The organism is Leclercia sp. (genome assembly GCF_036780805.1).
Lineage (GTDB): Bacteria > Pseudomonadota > Gammaproteobacteria > Enterobacterales > Enterobacteriaceae > Enterobacter.
This window is the reverse complement of record NZ_DAIQCE010000005.1, coordinates 17,971-30,540: the sequence shown is the minus strand read 5'-3', so window position 1 is coordinate 30,540 and position 12,570 is coordinate 17,971. Positions and strand designations below refer to the sequence as shown.

Genomic DNA, 12,570 nt, shown 5'->3' with positions numbered 1-12,570 from the left:
GCTAAAACCAGGAGCTATTTAATGGCAACAGTTAACCAGCTGGTACGCAAACCACGCGCTCGCAAAGTTGCAAAAAGCAACGTGCCTGCGCTGGAAGCCTGCCCGCAGAAACGTGGCGTATGTACTCGTGTATATACCACCACTCCTAAGAAACCAAACTCCGCACTGCGTAAAGTATGCCGTGTGCGTTTGACTAACGGTTTTGAAGTGACTTCCTACATCGGTGGTGAAGGTCACAACCTGCAGGAACACTCCGTGATCCTGATCCGTGGCGGTCGTGTAAAAGACCTTCCGGGTGTTCGTTACCACACCGTTCGTGGTGCGCTTGACTGCTCCGGCGTTAAAGACCGTAAGCAATCTCGCTCCAAGTATGGCGTGAAACGTCCTAAGGCTTAATGGTTCTCCGTTAAGTAAGGCCAAACTGATTTACCTTAATGTCATACTAAACTCTTAGAGTTTTGGACAATCCTGAATTAACAACGGAGTATTCCCATGCCACGTCGTCGCGTCATTGGTCAGCGTAAAATTCTTCCAGATCCGAAATTCGGATCAGAACTGCTGGCAAAATTTGTAAATATCCTGATGGTAGATGGTAAAAAATCTACTGCAGAAGCAATCGTATACAGCGCGCTTGAGACCCTGGCTCAGCGTTCTGGTAAAAATGAACTGGAAGCTTTCGAAGTCGCTCTCGACAACGTTCGCCCAACCGTAGAAGTTAAGTCCCGCCGCGTTGGTGGTTCTACTTATCAGGTTCCAGTTGAAGTTCGTCCGGTTCGTCGTAATGCTCTGGCAATGCGTTGGATCGTTGAAGCTGCTCGTAAACGCGGTGATAAATCCATGGCTCTGCGTCTGGCGAACGAACTTTCTGATGCTGCAGACAACAAAGGTACTGCAGTTAAGAAACGTGAAGACGTTCACCGTATGGCAGAAGCCAACAAGGCGTTCGCACACTACCGTTGGTAATCCCTTCGGAGTATTAGTCACCAGGCGGGCGCTTCAGCGAAGCAGCCCGCTTTGGGTTACTTAACTGAACGCCTAAAAAGATAAACGAGGAATCAAATGGCTCGTACAACACCCATCGCACGCTACCGTAACATTGGTATCAGTGCGCACATCGACGCCGGTAAAACCACTACCACCGAACGTATTCTGTTCTACACCGGTGTAAACCATAAAATCGGTGAAGTTCATGACGGCGCCGCTACCATGGACTGGATGGAGCAGGAGCAGGAGCGTGGTATTACCATCACCTCCGCAGCGACTACTGCATTCTGGTCTGGTATGGCTAAGCAGTATGAACCGCATCGCGTAAACATCATCGACACCCCGGGGCACGTTGACTTCACAATCGAAGTAGAACGTTCCATGCGTGTTCTTGATGGTGCGGTAATGGTTTACTGCGCAGTTGGTGGTGTTCAGCCGCAGTCTGAAACCGTATGGCGTCAGGCAAACAAATACAAAGTTCCACGCATCGCGTTCGTTAACAAAATGGACCGTATGGGTGCTAACTTCCTGAAAGTTGTTGGTCAGATCAAATCCCGTCTGGGCGCGAACCCTGTTCCGCTGCAGCTGGCAATTGGTGCTGAAGAAGGCTTCACCGGCGTTATCGACCTGGTGAAAATGAAAGCCATCAACTGGAACGATGCAGATCAGGGCGTTACCTTCGAATACGAAGATATCCCAGCTGACATGCAGGATCTGGCTGACGAATGGCACCAGAACCTGATCGAATCTGCAGCAGAAGCTTCAGAAGACCTGATGGAGAAATACCTGGGTGGTGAAGAACTGACTGAAGAAGAGATCAAAAAAGCTCTGCGTCAGCGCGTTCTGAACAACGAAATCATCCTGGTAACCTGTGGTTCTGCGTTCAAGAACAAAGGTGTTCAGGCGATGCTGGATGCGGTAGTTGACTACCTGCCATCCCCGGTAGACGTTCCTGCGATCAACGGTATCCTGGACGACGGTAAAGACACGCCGGCTGAACGTCACGCAAGTGATGAAGAGCCGTTTGCTGCTCTGGCGTTCAAAATCGCTACCGACCCGTTCGTGGGTAACCTGACGTTCTTCCGCGTGTACTCTGGTGTGGTTAACTCCGGTGACACCATCCTGAACTCCGTGAAATCCGCACGTGAGCGTTTCGGTCGTATCGTACAGATGCACGCGAACAAACGTGAAGAGATCAAAGAAGTTCGTGCGGGCGACATCGCTGCTGCTATCGGTCTGAAAGACGTGACTACTGGTGACACCCTGTGTAACCCAGATCACCCAATCATTCTGGAGCGTATGGAGTTCCCTGAGCCGGTAATCTCTATCGCCGTTGAACCAAAAACCAAAGCTGACCAGGAAAAAATGGGTCTGGCTCTGGGCCGTCTGGCTAAAGAAGACCCATCATTCCGCGTATGGACTGATGAAGAATCTAATCAGACCATCATCGCTGGTATGGGTGAACTGCACCTTGACATCATCGTTGACCGTATGCGTCGTGAATTCAACGTTGAAGCTAACGTAGGTAAACCTCAGGTTGCTTACCGTGAAGCGATTCGTCAGAAAGTTAGCGATGTTGAAGGTAAACACGCTAAGCAGTCTGGTGGTCGTGGTCAGTATGGTCACGTTGTGATCGACATGTACCCACTGGAGCCGGGCTCTAACCCTAAAGGTTACGAGTTCATCAACGACATTAAAGGTGGTGTGATTCCTGGCGAATACATCCCTGCCGTTGATAAAGGCATCCAGGAGCAGCTGAAGTCTGGTCCGCTGGCTGGTTACCCGGTAGTAGACATGGGTGTTCGTCTGCACTTCGGTTCTTACCATGACGTTGACTCCTCTGAACTGGCGTTTAAACTGGCTGCTTCTATCGCCTTTAAAGAAGGCTTTAAGAAAGCGAAACCAGTTCTGCTTGAGCCGATCATGAAGGTTGAAGTAGAAACTCCTGAAGAGAACACCGGTGACGTTATCGGTGACTTGAGCCGTCGTCGCGGTATGCTGCGTGGTCAGGAATCTGAAGTAACTGGCGTTAAGATCCACGCTGAAGTTCCGCTGTCTGAAATGTTCGGATATGCAACTCAGCTGCGTTCTCTGACCAAAGGTCGTGCATCATACACCATGGAATTCCTGAAGTATGATGATGCGCCGAACAACGTTGCTCAGGCCGTAATTGAAGCCCGTGGTAAATAATCCACAGGATTAAAACCTAAGTCCCGTGCTCTCTCCAAAGGGGAGAGCACTATAGTAAGGAATATAGCCGTGTCTAAAGAAAAATTTGAACGTACAAAACCGCACGTCAACGTTGGTACTATCGGCCACGTTGACCACGGTAAAACTACCCTGACCGCTGCAATCACTACCGTTCTGGCTAAAACCTACGGTGGTTCTGCTCGTGCATTCGACCAGATCGATAACGCACCAGAAGAAAAAGCTCGTGGTATCACCATCAACACTTCCCACGTTGAATATGACACCCCGACTCGCCACTACGCACACGTAGACTGCCCGGGCCACGCCGACTATGTTAAAAACATGATCACCGGTGCTGCGCAGATGGACGGCGCGATCCTGGTTGTTGCTGCGACTGACGGCCCTATGCCTCAGACCCGTGAGCACATCCTGCTGGGTCGTCAGGTAGGCGTTCCTTTCATCATCGTGTTCCTGAACAAATGCGACATGGTTGATGACGAAGAGCTGCTGGAACTGGTTGAGATGGAAGTGCGTGAGCTGCTGTCTCAGTACGACTTCCCGGGCGACGACACCCCAATCGTTCGCGGTTCCGCGCTGAAAGCGCTGGAAGGCGAAGCAGAGTGGGAAGAGAAAATCATCGAACTGGCTGGCTACCTGGATTCTTACATCCCAGAGCCAGAGCGTGCGATTGACAAGCCGTTCCTGCTGCCTATCGAAGACGTATTCTCCATCTCCGGCCGTGGTACCGTTGTTACCGGTCGTGTAGAGCGCGGTATCGTTAAAGTTGGCGAAGAAGTTGAAATCGTTGGTATCAAAGAGACTGCCAAGTCTACCTGTACCGGCGTTGAAATGTTCCGCAAACTGCTGGACGAAGGCCGTGCCGGTGAGAACGTTGGTGTTCTGCTGCGTGGTATCAAACGTGAAGAAATCGAACGTGGTCAGGTTCTGGCTAAGCCAGGCTCCATCAAGCCGCACACCAAGTTCGAATCTGAAGTGTACATCCTGTCCAAAGACGAAGGCGGCCGTCATACTCCGTTCTTCAAAGGCTACCGTCCACAGTTCTACTTCCGTACTACTGACGTGACCGGTACCATCGAACTGCCAGAAGGCGTTGAGATGGTAATGCCAGGCGACAACATCAAGATGGTTGTTACCCTGATCCACCCAATCGCAATGGACGATGGTCTGCGCTTCGCAATCCGCGAAGGCGGCCGTACCGTTGGCGCGGGTGTTGTTGCTAAAGTTCTGGGCTAATTAATTATCCCTGAATTAAAAAGGACGCTTCGGCGTCCTTTTTTGTTGTCCTGCGTTTCTTCCTGTCACAAATTTTCGCATTTTTTGTTGGCTCCCGCCCCGTATCTCCGTGCTTGTGCTATTGTAATCATAATTATTCTCACTTACACTTTGCGCATATTTTGAACGGGAGTGGTTATGTACGTTTGTTTATGTAATGGTGTAAGTGATAAAAAAATCCGTCAGGCCGTTCGCCAGTTTCAACCACAATCTTTTCAGCAACTGCGTAAGTTTATTCCAGTAGGAAATCAATGCGGTAAGTGCGTTCGCGCTGCTCGTGAGATCATGCAGGACGAATTGATGCAGATCCCGGAATACAAAGAGATTGCCTGAGGCTCATTCTTTTTTTTGACATCCCTGTAGCCCCATCTACGCTTCAATGAGTGGAAGCGGAGGGACTATAATGAAAGGTGATATTAAAATCATAAGTTATCTCAATAAATTATTGGGAAATGAGCTTGTCGCAATCAATCAATACTTTCTCCATGCGAGAATGTTCAAGAACTGGGGCCTGACTCGCCTCAACGACGTCGAATACCATGAATCCATCGATGAGATGAAGCACGCCGATAAGTATATCGAGCGTATTTTATTTCTAGAGGGTATCCCCAACCTGCAGGATCTCGGCAAGCTGGGTATCGGTGAAGATGTTGAAGAGATGCTACGCTCCGATCTCGCGCTAGAACTCGACGGCGCAAAAGATCTTCGTGAAGCCATCGCTTACGCAGACAGCGTTCACGATTACGTCAGTCGCGATATGATGATCCAGATCCTGGCCGATGAAGAAGGGCATATTGACTGGCTCGAAACTGAACTGGATCTCATCAGTAAAATCGGCCTGCAGAATTACCTCCAGTCGCAGATCAAAGTGGAAAGCTGACCAGGCTTTGCCCACCCATCATTAAACCTGCTGCCGCCATGAAAGGTCCAAAAGGCAGCGGGTTTTTTAATATCTGTTCTCCGGGCTTACACATAGAGCGTATCAAAAGATAGAGCATCGCCAGCAGAGCTGCCGATAATGCCAGCGCAGGAAGTACACACCAACCATGCCATGCCCCTAGCGCGCCCAGATACTTCACGTCACCGTAACCCAGCCCCTCACGTTTGCGTATCAGTTTATAAGCCCAATAAATTATCGCGAAGCCGGCGTATCCTGCGATCGCACCTAAGACTGCGCTTGCCAGAAAATCGGGGTGAAGACAGAGGTGAAAGAGCAGACCCGCCCAGAGCAGTGGACAGAGGTATTTGTCCGGAAGCAGATGCGAACGGATATCCTCACGGACTAATAAGCATGTCAAAACCAGATAAATAAAGAGGAAGGGGAGGGTGGTGAGCATCGTTCAGGGCCTCTATAAAATGTGTGCGGCCATACTCCACTCAATCTGTAGGGTTAAACAATCAGCAAAGCTAAGACCTGCGTAATGCCTTCCCGACTACCGGCATTTCGCCGCAACGTTGCAAAATATTTACGAGCCGCCACGCAAAACTGACCCGGGCCGTCTATTTCCTAAACGGGGCTTGCGTCCTGCCGAGATTTACGTATAATGCGCGGGCTTGTCGTAATTGACAGCAGGTTCAATCTGAACCCAGGCAACACTGTTTTTCGTTGCCTAACAATGCTCCCAATTGGGGGGCTACGTAAGAACGGTTACACTCTCCCATCAATCGTAATGGGTTTGAGTAGTAATCATTTTCGTTTATAAAATAATTGGAGCTCTGGTCTCATGCAGAACCAAAGAATCCGTATCCGTCTTAAAGCGTTTGATCATCGTCTGATCGATCAATCAACCGCGGAAATCGTCGAGACTGCTAAGCGCACTGGTGCGCAAGTCCGTGGTCCGATCCCGCTGCCGACCCGCAAAGAGCGCTTTACCGTTCTGATCTCCCCGCACGTTAACAAAGACGCGCGTGATCAGTACGAAATCCGCACTCACAAGCGTCTGGTTGACATCGTTGAGCCAACCGAGAAAACCGTTGATGCTCTGATGCGTCTGGATCTGGCTGCCGGTGTAGACGTGCAGATCAGCCTGGGTTAATCAGGTCATCGAGCGATTGAGAGGTTGATACAATGATTGGTTTAGTCGGTAAAAAAGTGGGCATGACCCGCATCTTCACTGAAGATGGCGTATCTATCCCAGTAACCGTAATCGAAGTTGAAGCAAACCGCGTTACTCAGGTTAAAGATCTGGCTAACGATGGCTACCGTGCCGTTCAGGTTACCACTGGTGCTAAAAAAGCTAACCGTGTAACCAAACCGGAAGCGGGTCACTTCGCTAAAGCTGGCGTTGAAGCTGGCCGTGGTCTGTGGGAATTCCGTCTTGCTGAAGGCGAAGAGTTCACCGTAGGTCAGGACATTAGCGTTGAGCTGTTTGCAGAAGTTAAAAAAGTTGACGTAACCGGTACCTCTAAAGGTAAAGGTTTTGCTGGTACCGTTAAGCGCTGGAACTTCCGTACTCAGGATGCCACGCACGGTAACTCCTTGTCCCACCGCGTTCCGGGTTCTATCGGTCAGAACCAGACTCCGGGCAAAGTGTTCAAAGGCAAGAAAATGGCAGGTCAGCTGGGTAACGAACGTGTGACCGTTCAGAGCCTGGACGTAGTACGTGTTGACGCTGAGCGCAACCTGCTGCTGGTTAAAGGTGCTGTTCCGGGTGCAACCGGTAGCGACCTGATCGTTAAACCAGCTGTGAAGGCGTAAGGGGATAGCAATGGAATTAGTATTGAAAGACGCGCAGAGCGCGCTGACTGTTTCCGAAACTACCTTCGGTCGTGATTTCAACGAAGCGCTGGTTCACCAAGTTGTTGTTGCTTATGCAGCTGGTGCTCGTCAGGGTACTCGTGCTCAGAAGACTCGTGCTGAAGTAACTGGTTCCGGCAAAAAGCCGTGGCGCCAGAAAGGTACCGGCCGTGCGCGTTCAGGTTCTATCAAGAGCCCGATCTGGCGTTCCGGTGGCGTGACCTTCGCTGCTCGCCCGCAGGACCACAGTCAAAAAGTTAACAAAAAGATGTACCGCGGCGCGCTGAAAAGCATCCTGTCCGAACTGGTACGTCAGGATCGTCTGATCGTTGTCGAATCTTTCTCTGTAGAAGCGCCTAAAACTAAGCTGCTGGCACAGAAACTGAAAGACATGGCTCTGGAAGATGTGCTGATCATCACCGGTGAGCTGGACGAGAACCTGTTCCTGGCCGCACGTAACCTGCACAAGGTTGACGTACGCGATGCGACTGGTATCGACCCGGTTAGCCTGATCGCCTTCGACAAAGTCGTAATGACTGCTGATGCTGTTAAGCAAGTTGAGGAGATGCTGGCATGATTCGTGAAGAACGTCTGCTGAAGGTGCTTCGTGCACCGCACGTTTCTGAAAAAGCGTCTGCTGCGATGGAAAAAACTAACACCATCGTTCTCAAAGTTGCTAAAGACGCGACCAAAGCAGAAATCAAAGCTGCTGTGCAGAAACTGTTTGAAGTCGAAGTCGAAGTCGTTAACACCCTGGTAGTTAAAGGGAAAGTTAAACGTCACGGACAGCGTATCGGTCGTCGTAGCGACTGGAAAAAAGCTTACGTCACCCTGAAAGAAGGCCAGAATCTGGACTTCGTTGGCGGCGCTGAGTAAGTCGGAGGAGTAATACAATGGCAGTTGTTAAATGTAAACCGACATCTCCGGGTCGTCGCCACGTCGTTAAAGTGGTCAACCCTGAGCTGCACAAGGGCAAGCCTTTTGCTCCGTTGCTGGAAAAGAACAGCAAATCCGGTGGTCGTAACAACAATGGCCGTATCACCACTCGTCACATCGGTGGTGGCCACAAGCAGGCTTATCGTATTGTTGACTTTAAACGCAACAAAGACGGTATCCCAGCAGTTGTTGAGCGTCTTGAGTACGATCCGAACCGTTCCGCGAACATCGCGCTGGTTCTGTACAAAGATGGCGAACGCCGTTACATCCTGGCCCCTAAAGGCCTGAAAGCTGGCGACCAGATTCAGTCTGGCGTTGATGCTGCAATCAAAGCAGGTAACACCCTGCCGATGCGCAATATCCCGGTTGGTTCTACCGTTCATAACGTAGAAATGAAACCAGGTAAAGGCGGTCAGCTGGCACGTTCCGCTGGTACTTACGTTCAGATCGTTGCGCGCGATGGTGCTTATGTCACCCTGCGTCTGCGTTCTGGTGAAATGCGTAAAGTCGAAGCAGACTGCCGCGCTACTCTGGGCGAAGTTGGCAATGCTGAGCATATGCTGCGCGTTCTGGGTAAAGCAGGTGCTGCACGCTGGCGTGGTGTTCGTCCTACCGTTCGCGGTACTGCGATGAACCCAGTCGACCACCCACATGGTGGTGGTGAAGGTCGTAACTTTGGTAAGCACCCGGTAACTCCGTGGGGCGTTCAGACCAAAGGTAAGAAGACCCGCAGCAACAAGCGTACTGATAAATTTATCGTACGTCGCCGTAGCAAATAATATTAGAGGATAAGCCATGCCACGTTCTCTCAAGAAAGGTCCTTTTATTGACCTGCACTTGCTGAAGAAGGTAGAGAAAGCGGTGGAAAGCGGAGACAAGAAGCCCCTGCGCACTTGGTCCCGTCGTTCAACGATCTTTCCTAACATGATCGGTTTGACCATCGCTGTCCATAATGGTCGTCAGCACGTTCCAGTCTTTGTTTCCGACGAAATGGTCGGTCACAAACTGGGTGAATTCGCACCGACTCGTACTTATCGCGGCCATGCTGCTGATAAAAAAGCGAAGAAGAAATAAGGTAGGAGGAAGAGATGGAAACTTTAGCTCAACATCGCCATGCTCGTTCTTCTGCTCAGAAGGTTCGCCTTGTTGCTGACCTGATTCGCGGTAAGAAAGTGTCGCAGGCCCTGGACATCCTGACCTATACCAACAAGAAAGCTGCGGTATTGGTTAAGAAGGTACTGGAATCTGCCATTGCTAACGCTGAACACAACGATGGCGCTGACATTGACGATCTGAAAGTCGCGAAAATCTTCGTAGACGAAGGCCCAAGCATGAAGCGCATTATGCCGCGTGCGAAAGGTCGTGCAGATCGCATCCTGAAGCGCACCAGCCACATTACTGTGGTTGTGTCCGATCGCTGAGACTCTGGAGACTAGCAATGGGTCAGAAAGTACATCCTAATGGTATTCGCCTGGGTATTGTAAAACCATGGAACTCAACCTGGTTTGCGAACACCAAAGAATTCGCTGACAACCTGGACAGCGATTTTAAAGTACGTCAGTACCTGACTAAGGAACTGGCTAAAGCGTCTGTATCTCGTATCGTTATCGAGCGTCCAGCTAAGAGCATCCGTGTGACCATTCACACTGCTCGTCCTGGCATCGTAATCGGTAAGAAAGGCGAAGACGTAGAAAAACTGCGCAAGGTCGTAGCGGATATCGCTGGCGTTCCTGCACAGATCAATATCGCTGAAGTTCGTAAGCCTGAACTGGACGCTAAATTGGTTGCTGACAGCATCACTTCACAGCTGGAACGTCGCGTTATGTTCCGTCGTGCTATGAAGCGTGCTGTACAGAACGCAATGCGTCTGGGCGCTAAAGGTATCAAAGTTGAAGTTAGCGGCCGTCTGGGCGGCGCGGAAATCGCACGTACCGAATGGTACCGCGAAGGTCGCGTACCGCTGCACACTCTGCGTGCTGACATCGACTACAACACCTCTGAAGCGCACACCACTTACGGTGTAATCGGCGTTAAGGTATGGATCTTCAAAGGTGAGATCCTGGGTGGTATGGCTGCTGTTGAACAACCGGAAAAACCGGCTGCGCAACCTAAAAAGCAGCAGCGTAAAGGCCGTAAATAAGGAGCGTCGCTGATGTTACAACCAAAGCGTACAAAATTCCGTAAAGTGCACAAAGGCCGCAACCGTGGTCTGGCGCAGGGTACGGATGTTAGCTTCGGCACTTTCGGTCTGAAAGCTGTTGGCCGTGGTCGTCTGACTGCACGTCAGATCGAAGCAGCACGTCGTGCTATGACCCGTGCAGTTAAGCGTCAAGGTAAAATTTGGATCCGTGTATTCCCGGACAAACCAATTACCGAGAAGCCGCTGGAAGTTCGTATGGGTAAAGGTAAAGGTAACGTGGAGTACTGGGTTGCCTTGATCCAACCGGGCAAAGTCCTGTATGAAATGGACGGTGTTCCGGAAGAGCTGGCCCGTGAAGCCTTCGGCCTGGCAGCAGCGAAACTGCCTATCAAAACCACCTTTGTAACTAAGACGGTGATGTAATGAAAGCAAATGAGCTGCGTGAAAAAAGCGTAGAAGAGCTGAACGCTGAGCTGCTGAACCTGCTGCGTGAGCAGTTCAACCTGCGTATGCAGGCTGCAAGTGGCCAGCTGCAACAGACTCACCTGCTGAAGCAGGTACGTCGTGATGTTGCACGCGTTAAGACTTTACTGACTCAGAAGGCGGGTGCGTAATGACCGATAAAATCCGTACTCTGCAAGGTCGTGTTGTTAGCGACAAAATGGAGAAATCCATTGTTGTAGCTATCGAACGTATTGTGAAACACCCGATCTACGGTAAATTCATCAAGCGTACGACCAAACTGCACGTACATGACGAGAACAACGAATGTGGTATCGGCGACAAGGTTGAAATCCGTGAATGCCGTCCACTGTCCAAGACTAAGTCCTGGACGCTGGTTCGCGTTGTAGAGAAAGCGGTTCTGTAATAGAGTAGCCTTCTCGATACGAATAAACGGCTCAGCAATGAGCCGTTTATTTTTTCTACCCATATTGCAGAAGCGGTGTTATAATGCCGCGCCCTCGATATGGGGCTTTTTAACGGCTCTGATTTTAGAGTCTCAGGTAGTAGTTGACATTAGCGGAGCACTGAAATGATCCAAGAACAGACTATGCTGAACGTCGCCGACAACTCCGGTGCACGTCGCGTAATGTGTATCAAGGTTCTGGGTGGCTCGCACCGTCGCTACGCAGGCGTAGGCGACATCATCAAGATCACCATCAAGGAAGCAATTCCACGTGGTAAGGTCAAAAAAGGTGATGTGCTGAAAGCGGTAGTGGTGCGCACCAGGAAGGGTGTTCGTCGCCCTGACGGTTCTGTCATTCGCTTCGATGGTAATGCATGCGTTATTTTAAACAATAACAGCGAGCAGCCTATCGGCACGCGTATCTTTGGGCCGGTAACTCGTGAACTTCGTACTGAAAAGTTCATGAAAATTATCTCTCTGGCACCAGAAGTACTCTAAGGAGCGAATCATGGCAGCGAAAATCCGTCGTGATGACGAAGTTATCGTGTTAACCGGTAAAGATAAAGGTAAACGCGGTAAAGTAAAAAATGTTCTGTCTTCCGGCAAACTCGTCGTTGAAGGTATCAACCTGGTTAAGAAACATCAGAAGCCGGTTCCGGCCCTGAACCAGCCAGGTGGCATCGTTGAAAAAGAAGCTGCAATTCAGGTTTCTAACGTTGCAATCTTCAATGCGGCAACCGGCAAGGCTGACCGTGTAGGCTTTAGATTCGAAGACGGCAAAAAAGTCCGTTTCTTCAAGTCTAACAGCGAAACTATCAAGTAATTTGGAGTAGTACGATGGCGAAACTGCATGATTACTACAAAGACGAAGTAGTTAACAAACTCATGACTGAGTTTAACTACAATTCTGTCATGCAAGTCCCTCGGGTCGAGAAGATCACCCTGAACATGGGTGTTGGTGAAGCGATCGCTGACAAGAAACTGCTGGATAACGCAGCAGCTGATCTGACAGCAATCTCCGGTCAAAAACCGCTGATCACCAAAGCACGCAAATCTGTTGCAGGCTTCAAAATCCGTCAGGGCTATCCGATCGGCTGTAAAGTAACTCTGCGTGGCGAACGCATGTGGGAGTTCCTTGAGCGCCTGATCTCTATTGCTGTTCCACGTATCCGTGACTTCCGTGGCTTGTCCGCTAAGTCTTTCGACGGTCGTGGCAACTACAGCATGGGTGTCCGTGAGCAGATCATCTTCCCAGAGATCGACTACGATAAAGTCGACCGCGTGCGTGGTTTGGATATTACCATTACCACTACTGCGAACTCTGACGAAGAAGGCCGCGCTCTGCTGGCTGCGTTTGACTTCCCGTTCCGCAAGTAAGGTAGG

General features: G+C 50.4%; 21 protein-coding genes. 20 read left to right on the top strand and 1 reads right to left on the bottom strand.

Annotation, left to right across the window (positions count from 1 at the left end; genetic code table 11):
• Nucleotides 1-21 precede the first annotated feature (21 nt).
• From rpsL to bfr, 6 genes are all read left to right on the top strand, one after another.
• On the top strand, nucleotides 22-396 hold the full coding sequence (rpsL, locus tag V7Q49_RS14355) for a 30S ribosomal protein S12 (protein WP_003023654.1): 375 nt from the start codon (nucleotides 22-24) through the stop codon (nucleotides 394-396).
• A 96-nt stretch (nucleotides 397-492) separates the two neighbouring features.
• Nucleotides 493-963, top strand: coding sequence for a 30S ribosomal protein S7 (gene rpsG / locus V7Q49_RS14350; protein ID WP_004106370.1), 471 nt, complete (start codon nucleotides 493-495; stop codon nucleotides 961-963).
• Between the two features lie 96 nt (nucleotides 964-1,059).
• Nucleotides 1,060-3,174, top strand: coding sequence for an elongation factor G (fusA, locus tag V7Q49_RS14345; RefSeq protein ID WP_333852941.1), 2,115 nt, complete (start codon nucleotides 1,060-1,062; stop codon nucleotides 3,172-3,174).
• Nucleotides 3,175-3,243: 69 nt separating this feature from the next.
• Nucleotides 3,244-4,428, top strand: coding sequence for an elongation factor Tu (tuf, locus tag V7Q49_RS14340; RefSeq protein ID WP_142487803.1), 1,185 nt, complete (start codon nucleotides 3,244-3,246; stop codon nucleotides 4,426-4,428).
• A gap of 177 nt (nucleotides 4,429-4,605) precedes the next feature.
• Nucleotides 4,606-4,800 carry a bacterioferritin-associated ferredoxin gene (bfd, locus tag V7Q49_RS14335; RefSeq protein WP_039032069.1) on the top strand — a complete coding sequence of 65 codons (195 nt, stop codon included), beginning with the start codon at nucleotides 4,606-4,608 and terminating at the stop codon, nucleotides 4,798-4,800.
• A 70-nt stretch (nucleotides 4,801-4,870) separates the two neighbouring features.
• Nucleotides 4,871-5,347, top strand: a complete 477-nt coding sequence (gene bfr / locus V7Q49_RS14330; protein ID WP_333852939.1) for a bacterioferritin — start codon at nucleotides 4,871-4,873, stop codon at nucleotides 5,345-5,347.
• Here bfr and V7Q49_RS14325 read toward each other — a convergent pair.
• Entirely contained in the window at nucleotides 5,331-5,804 is a 474-nt protein-coding gene (locus V7Q49_RS14325; protein ID WP_333852937.1) for a prepilin peptidase, read from the bottom strand. The genes bfr and V7Q49_RS14325 overlap by 17 nt on opposite strands.
• A gap of 387 nt (nucleotides 5,805-6,191) precedes the next feature.
• On the opposite strand from V7Q49_RS14325, the gene rpsJ reads away from it, so the two are divergent.
• The 14 genes from rpsJ (at nucleotide 6,192) to rplE (ending at nucleotide 12,564) form a co-directional block, all read left to right on the top strand.
• Nucleotides 6,192-6,503: a 30S ribosomal protein S10 gene (rpsJ, locus tag V7Q49_RS14320; protein ID WP_001181005.1), complete on the top strand. Its 312-nt coding sequence runs from the start codon at nucleotides 6,192-6,194 to the stop codon at nucleotides 6,501-6,503.
• Between the two features lie 32 nt (nucleotides 6,504-6,535).
• Nucleotides 6,536-7,165 carry a 50S ribosomal protein L3 gene (gene rplC / locus V7Q49_RS14315; protein ID WP_016538466.1) on the top strand — a complete coding sequence of 210 codons (630 nt, stop codon included), beginning with the start codon at nucleotides 6,536-6,538 and terminating at the stop codon, nucleotides 7,163-7,165.
• Nucleotides 7,166-7,175: 10 nt separating this feature from the next.
• Complete coding sequence (gene rplD / locus V7Q49_RS14310) at nucleotides 7,176-7,781, top strand: 50S ribosomal protein L4 (protein ID WP_003031119.1); 606 nt, start codon at nucleotides 7,176-7,178, stop codon at nucleotides 7,779-7,781.
• Complete coding sequence (rplW, locus tag V7Q49_RS14305) at nucleotides 7,778-8,080, top strand: 50S ribosomal protein L23 (protein WP_004868363.1); 303 nt, start codon at nucleotides 7,778-7,780, stop codon at nucleotides 8,078-8,080. Before rplD ends, rplW begins: the two co-directional genes overlap by 4 nt.
• Before the next feature lie 17 nt (nucleotides 8,081-8,097).
• Nucleotides 8,098-8,919 carry a 50S ribosomal protein L2 gene (gene rplB / locus V7Q49_RS14300; RefSeq protein ID WP_000301859.1) on the top strand — a complete coding sequence of 274 codons (822 nt, stop codon included), beginning with the start codon at nucleotides 8,098-8,100 and terminating at the stop codon, nucleotides 8,917-8,919.
• A gap of 16 nt (nucleotides 8,920-8,935) precedes the next feature.
• The gene (gene rpsS / locus V7Q49_RS14295) at nucleotides 8,936-9,214 is read left to right on the top strand and encodes a 30S ribosomal protein S19 (RefSeq protein WP_001138115.1); all 279 of its coding nucleotides are present in this window, start codon (nucleotides 8,936-8,938) and stop codon (nucleotides 9,212-9,214) included.
• Nucleotides 9,215-9,228: 14 nt separating this feature from the next.
• On the top strand, nucleotides 9,229-9,561 hold the full coding sequence (gene rplV / locus V7Q49_RS14290; protein ID WP_002919773.1) for a 50S ribosomal protein L22: 333 nt from the start codon (nucleotides 9,229-9,231) through the stop codon (nucleotides 9,559-9,561).
• Nucleotides 9,562-9,578: 17 nt separating this feature from the next.
• Entirely contained in the window at nucleotides 9,579-10,280 is a 702-nt protein-coding gene (gene rpsC / locus V7Q49_RS14285; RefSeq protein ID WP_000529945.1) for a 30S ribosomal protein S3, read from the top strand.
• Between the two features lie 12 nt (nucleotides 10,281-10,292).
• Nucleotides 10,293-10,703: a 50S ribosomal protein L16 gene (gene rplP, locus V7Q49_RS14280; protein WP_002919759.1), complete on the top strand. Its 411-nt coding sequence runs from the start codon at nucleotides 10,293-10,295 to the stop codon at nucleotides 10,701-10,703.
• The gene (gene rpmC, locus V7Q49_RS14275; protein ID WP_032614707.1) at nucleotides 10,703-10,894 is read left to right on the top strand and encodes a 50S ribosomal protein L29; all 192 of its coding nucleotides are present in this window, start codon (nucleotides 10,703-10,705) and stop codon (nucleotides 10,892-10,894) included. The genes rplP and rpmC overlap by 1 nt, the downstream gene beginning before the upstream one ends.
• Nucleotides 10,894-11,148 (top strand): 30S ribosomal protein S17, encoded by a 255-nt coding sequence (rpsQ, locus tag V7Q49_RS14270; RefSeq protein ID WP_008503489.1) that lies wholly within the window; start codon nucleotides 10,894-10,896, stop codon nucleotides 11,146-11,148. Before rpmC ends, rpsQ begins: the two co-directional genes overlap by 1 nt.
• A gap of 165 nt (nucleotides 11,149-11,313) precedes the next feature.
• A complete protein-coding gene (gene rplN, locus V7Q49_RS14265; protein WP_004160583.1) occupies nucleotides 11,314-11,685 on the top strand; it encodes a 50S ribosomal protein L14 in 372 nt (123 codons plus the stop codon).
• Nucleotides 11,686-11,695: 10 nt separating this feature from the next.
• Entirely contained in the window at nucleotides 11,696-12,010 is a 315-nt protein-coding gene (gene rplX / locus V7Q49_RS14260; RefSeq protein WP_003863287.1) for a 50S ribosomal protein L24, read from the top strand.
• A 14-nt stretch (nucleotides 12,011-12,024) separates the two neighbouring features.
• Nucleotides 12,025-12,564 carry a 50S ribosomal protein L5 gene (gene rplE / locus V7Q49_RS14255; protein ID WP_032614703.1) on the top strand — a complete coding sequence of 180 codons (540 nt, stop codon included), beginning with the start codon at nucleotides 12,025-12,027 and terminating at the stop codon, nucleotides 12,562-12,564.
• The last annotated feature ends 6 nt before the right edge of the window (nucleotides 12,565-12,570 follow it).

Excerpts from the sequence above, each read along its gene's own strand:
- rpmC (WP_032614707.1), top strand. The coding sequence starts at position 10,703 with ATGAAAGCAAATGAGCTGCGTGAAAAAAGCGTAGAAGAGCTGAACGCT.
- rpsJ (WP_001181005.1), top strand. The coding sequence starts at position 6,192 with ATGCAGAACCAAAGAATCCGTATCCGTCTTAAAGCGTTTGATCATCGT.
- fusA (WP_333852941.1), top strand. The coding sequence starts at position 1,060 with ATGGCTCGTACAACACCCATCGCACGCTACCGTAACATTGGTATCAGT.
- V7Q49_RS14325 (WP_333852937.1), bottom strand. The coding sequence starts at position 5,804 with ATGCTCACCACCCTCCCCTTCCTCTTTATTTATCTGGTTTTGACATGC.
- bfr (WP_333852939.1), top strand. The coding sequence starts at position 4,871 with ATGAAAGGTGATATTAAAATCATAAGTTATCTCAATAAATTATTGGGA.
- rplC (WP_016538466.1), top strand. The coding sequence starts at position 6,536 with ATGATTGGTTTAGTCGGTAAAAAAGTGGGCATGACCCGCATCTTCACT.
- rplB (WP_000301859.1), top strand. The coding sequence starts at position 8,098 with ATGGCAGTTGTTAAATGTAAACCGACATCTCCGGGTCGTCGCCACGTC.
- rpsQ (WP_008503489.1), top strand. The coding sequence starts at position 10,894 with ATGACCGATAAAATCCGTACTCTGCAAGGTCGTGTTGTTAGCGACAAA.
- rplP (WP_002919759.1), top strand. The coding sequence starts at position 10,293 with ATGTTACAACCAAAGCGTACAAAATTCCGTAAAGTGCACAAAGGCCGC.
- rplE (WP_032614703.1), top strand. The coding sequence starts at position 12,025 with ATGGCGAAACTGCATGATTACTACAAAGACGAAGTAGTTAACAAACTC.
- rplW (WP_004868363.1), top strand. The coding sequence starts at position 7,778 with ATGATTCGTGAAGAACGTCTGCTGAAGGTGCTTCGTGCACCGCACGTT.
- rpsG (WP_004106370.1), top strand. The coding sequence starts at position 493 with ATGCCACGTCGTCGCGTCATTGGTCAGCGTAAAATTCTTCCAGATCCG.
- rplX (WP_003863287.1), top strand. The coding sequence starts at position 11,696 with ATGGCAGCGAAAATCCGTCGTGATGACGAAGTTATCGTGTTAACCGGT.
- rpsS (WP_001138115.1), top strand. The coding sequence starts at position 8,936 with ATGCCACGTTCTCTCAAGAAAGGTCCTTTTATTGACCTGCACTTGCTG.
- rplN (WP_004160583.1), top strand. The coding sequence starts at position 11,314 with ATGATCCAAGAACAGACTATGCTGAACGTCGCCGACAACTCCGGTGCA.
- rplD (WP_003031119.1), top strand. The coding sequence starts at position 7,176 with ATGGAATTAGTATTGAAAGACGCGCAGAGCGCGCTGACTGTTTCCGAA.
- rpsC (WP_000529945.1), top strand. The coding sequence starts at position 9,579 with ATGGGTCAGAAAGTACATCCTAATGGTATTCGCCTGGGTATTGTAAAA.
- bfd (WP_039032069.1), top strand. The coding sequence starts at position 4,606 with ATGTACGTTTGTTTATGTAATGGTGTAAGTGATAAAAAAATCCGTCAG.
- rpsL (WP_003023654.1), top strand. The coding sequence starts at position 22 with ATGGCAACAGTTAACCAGCTGGTACGCAAACCACGCGCTCGCAAAGTT.
- rplV (WP_002919773.1), top strand. The coding sequence starts at position 9,229 with ATGGAAACTTTAGCTCAACATCGCCATGCTCGTTCTTCTGCTCAGAAG.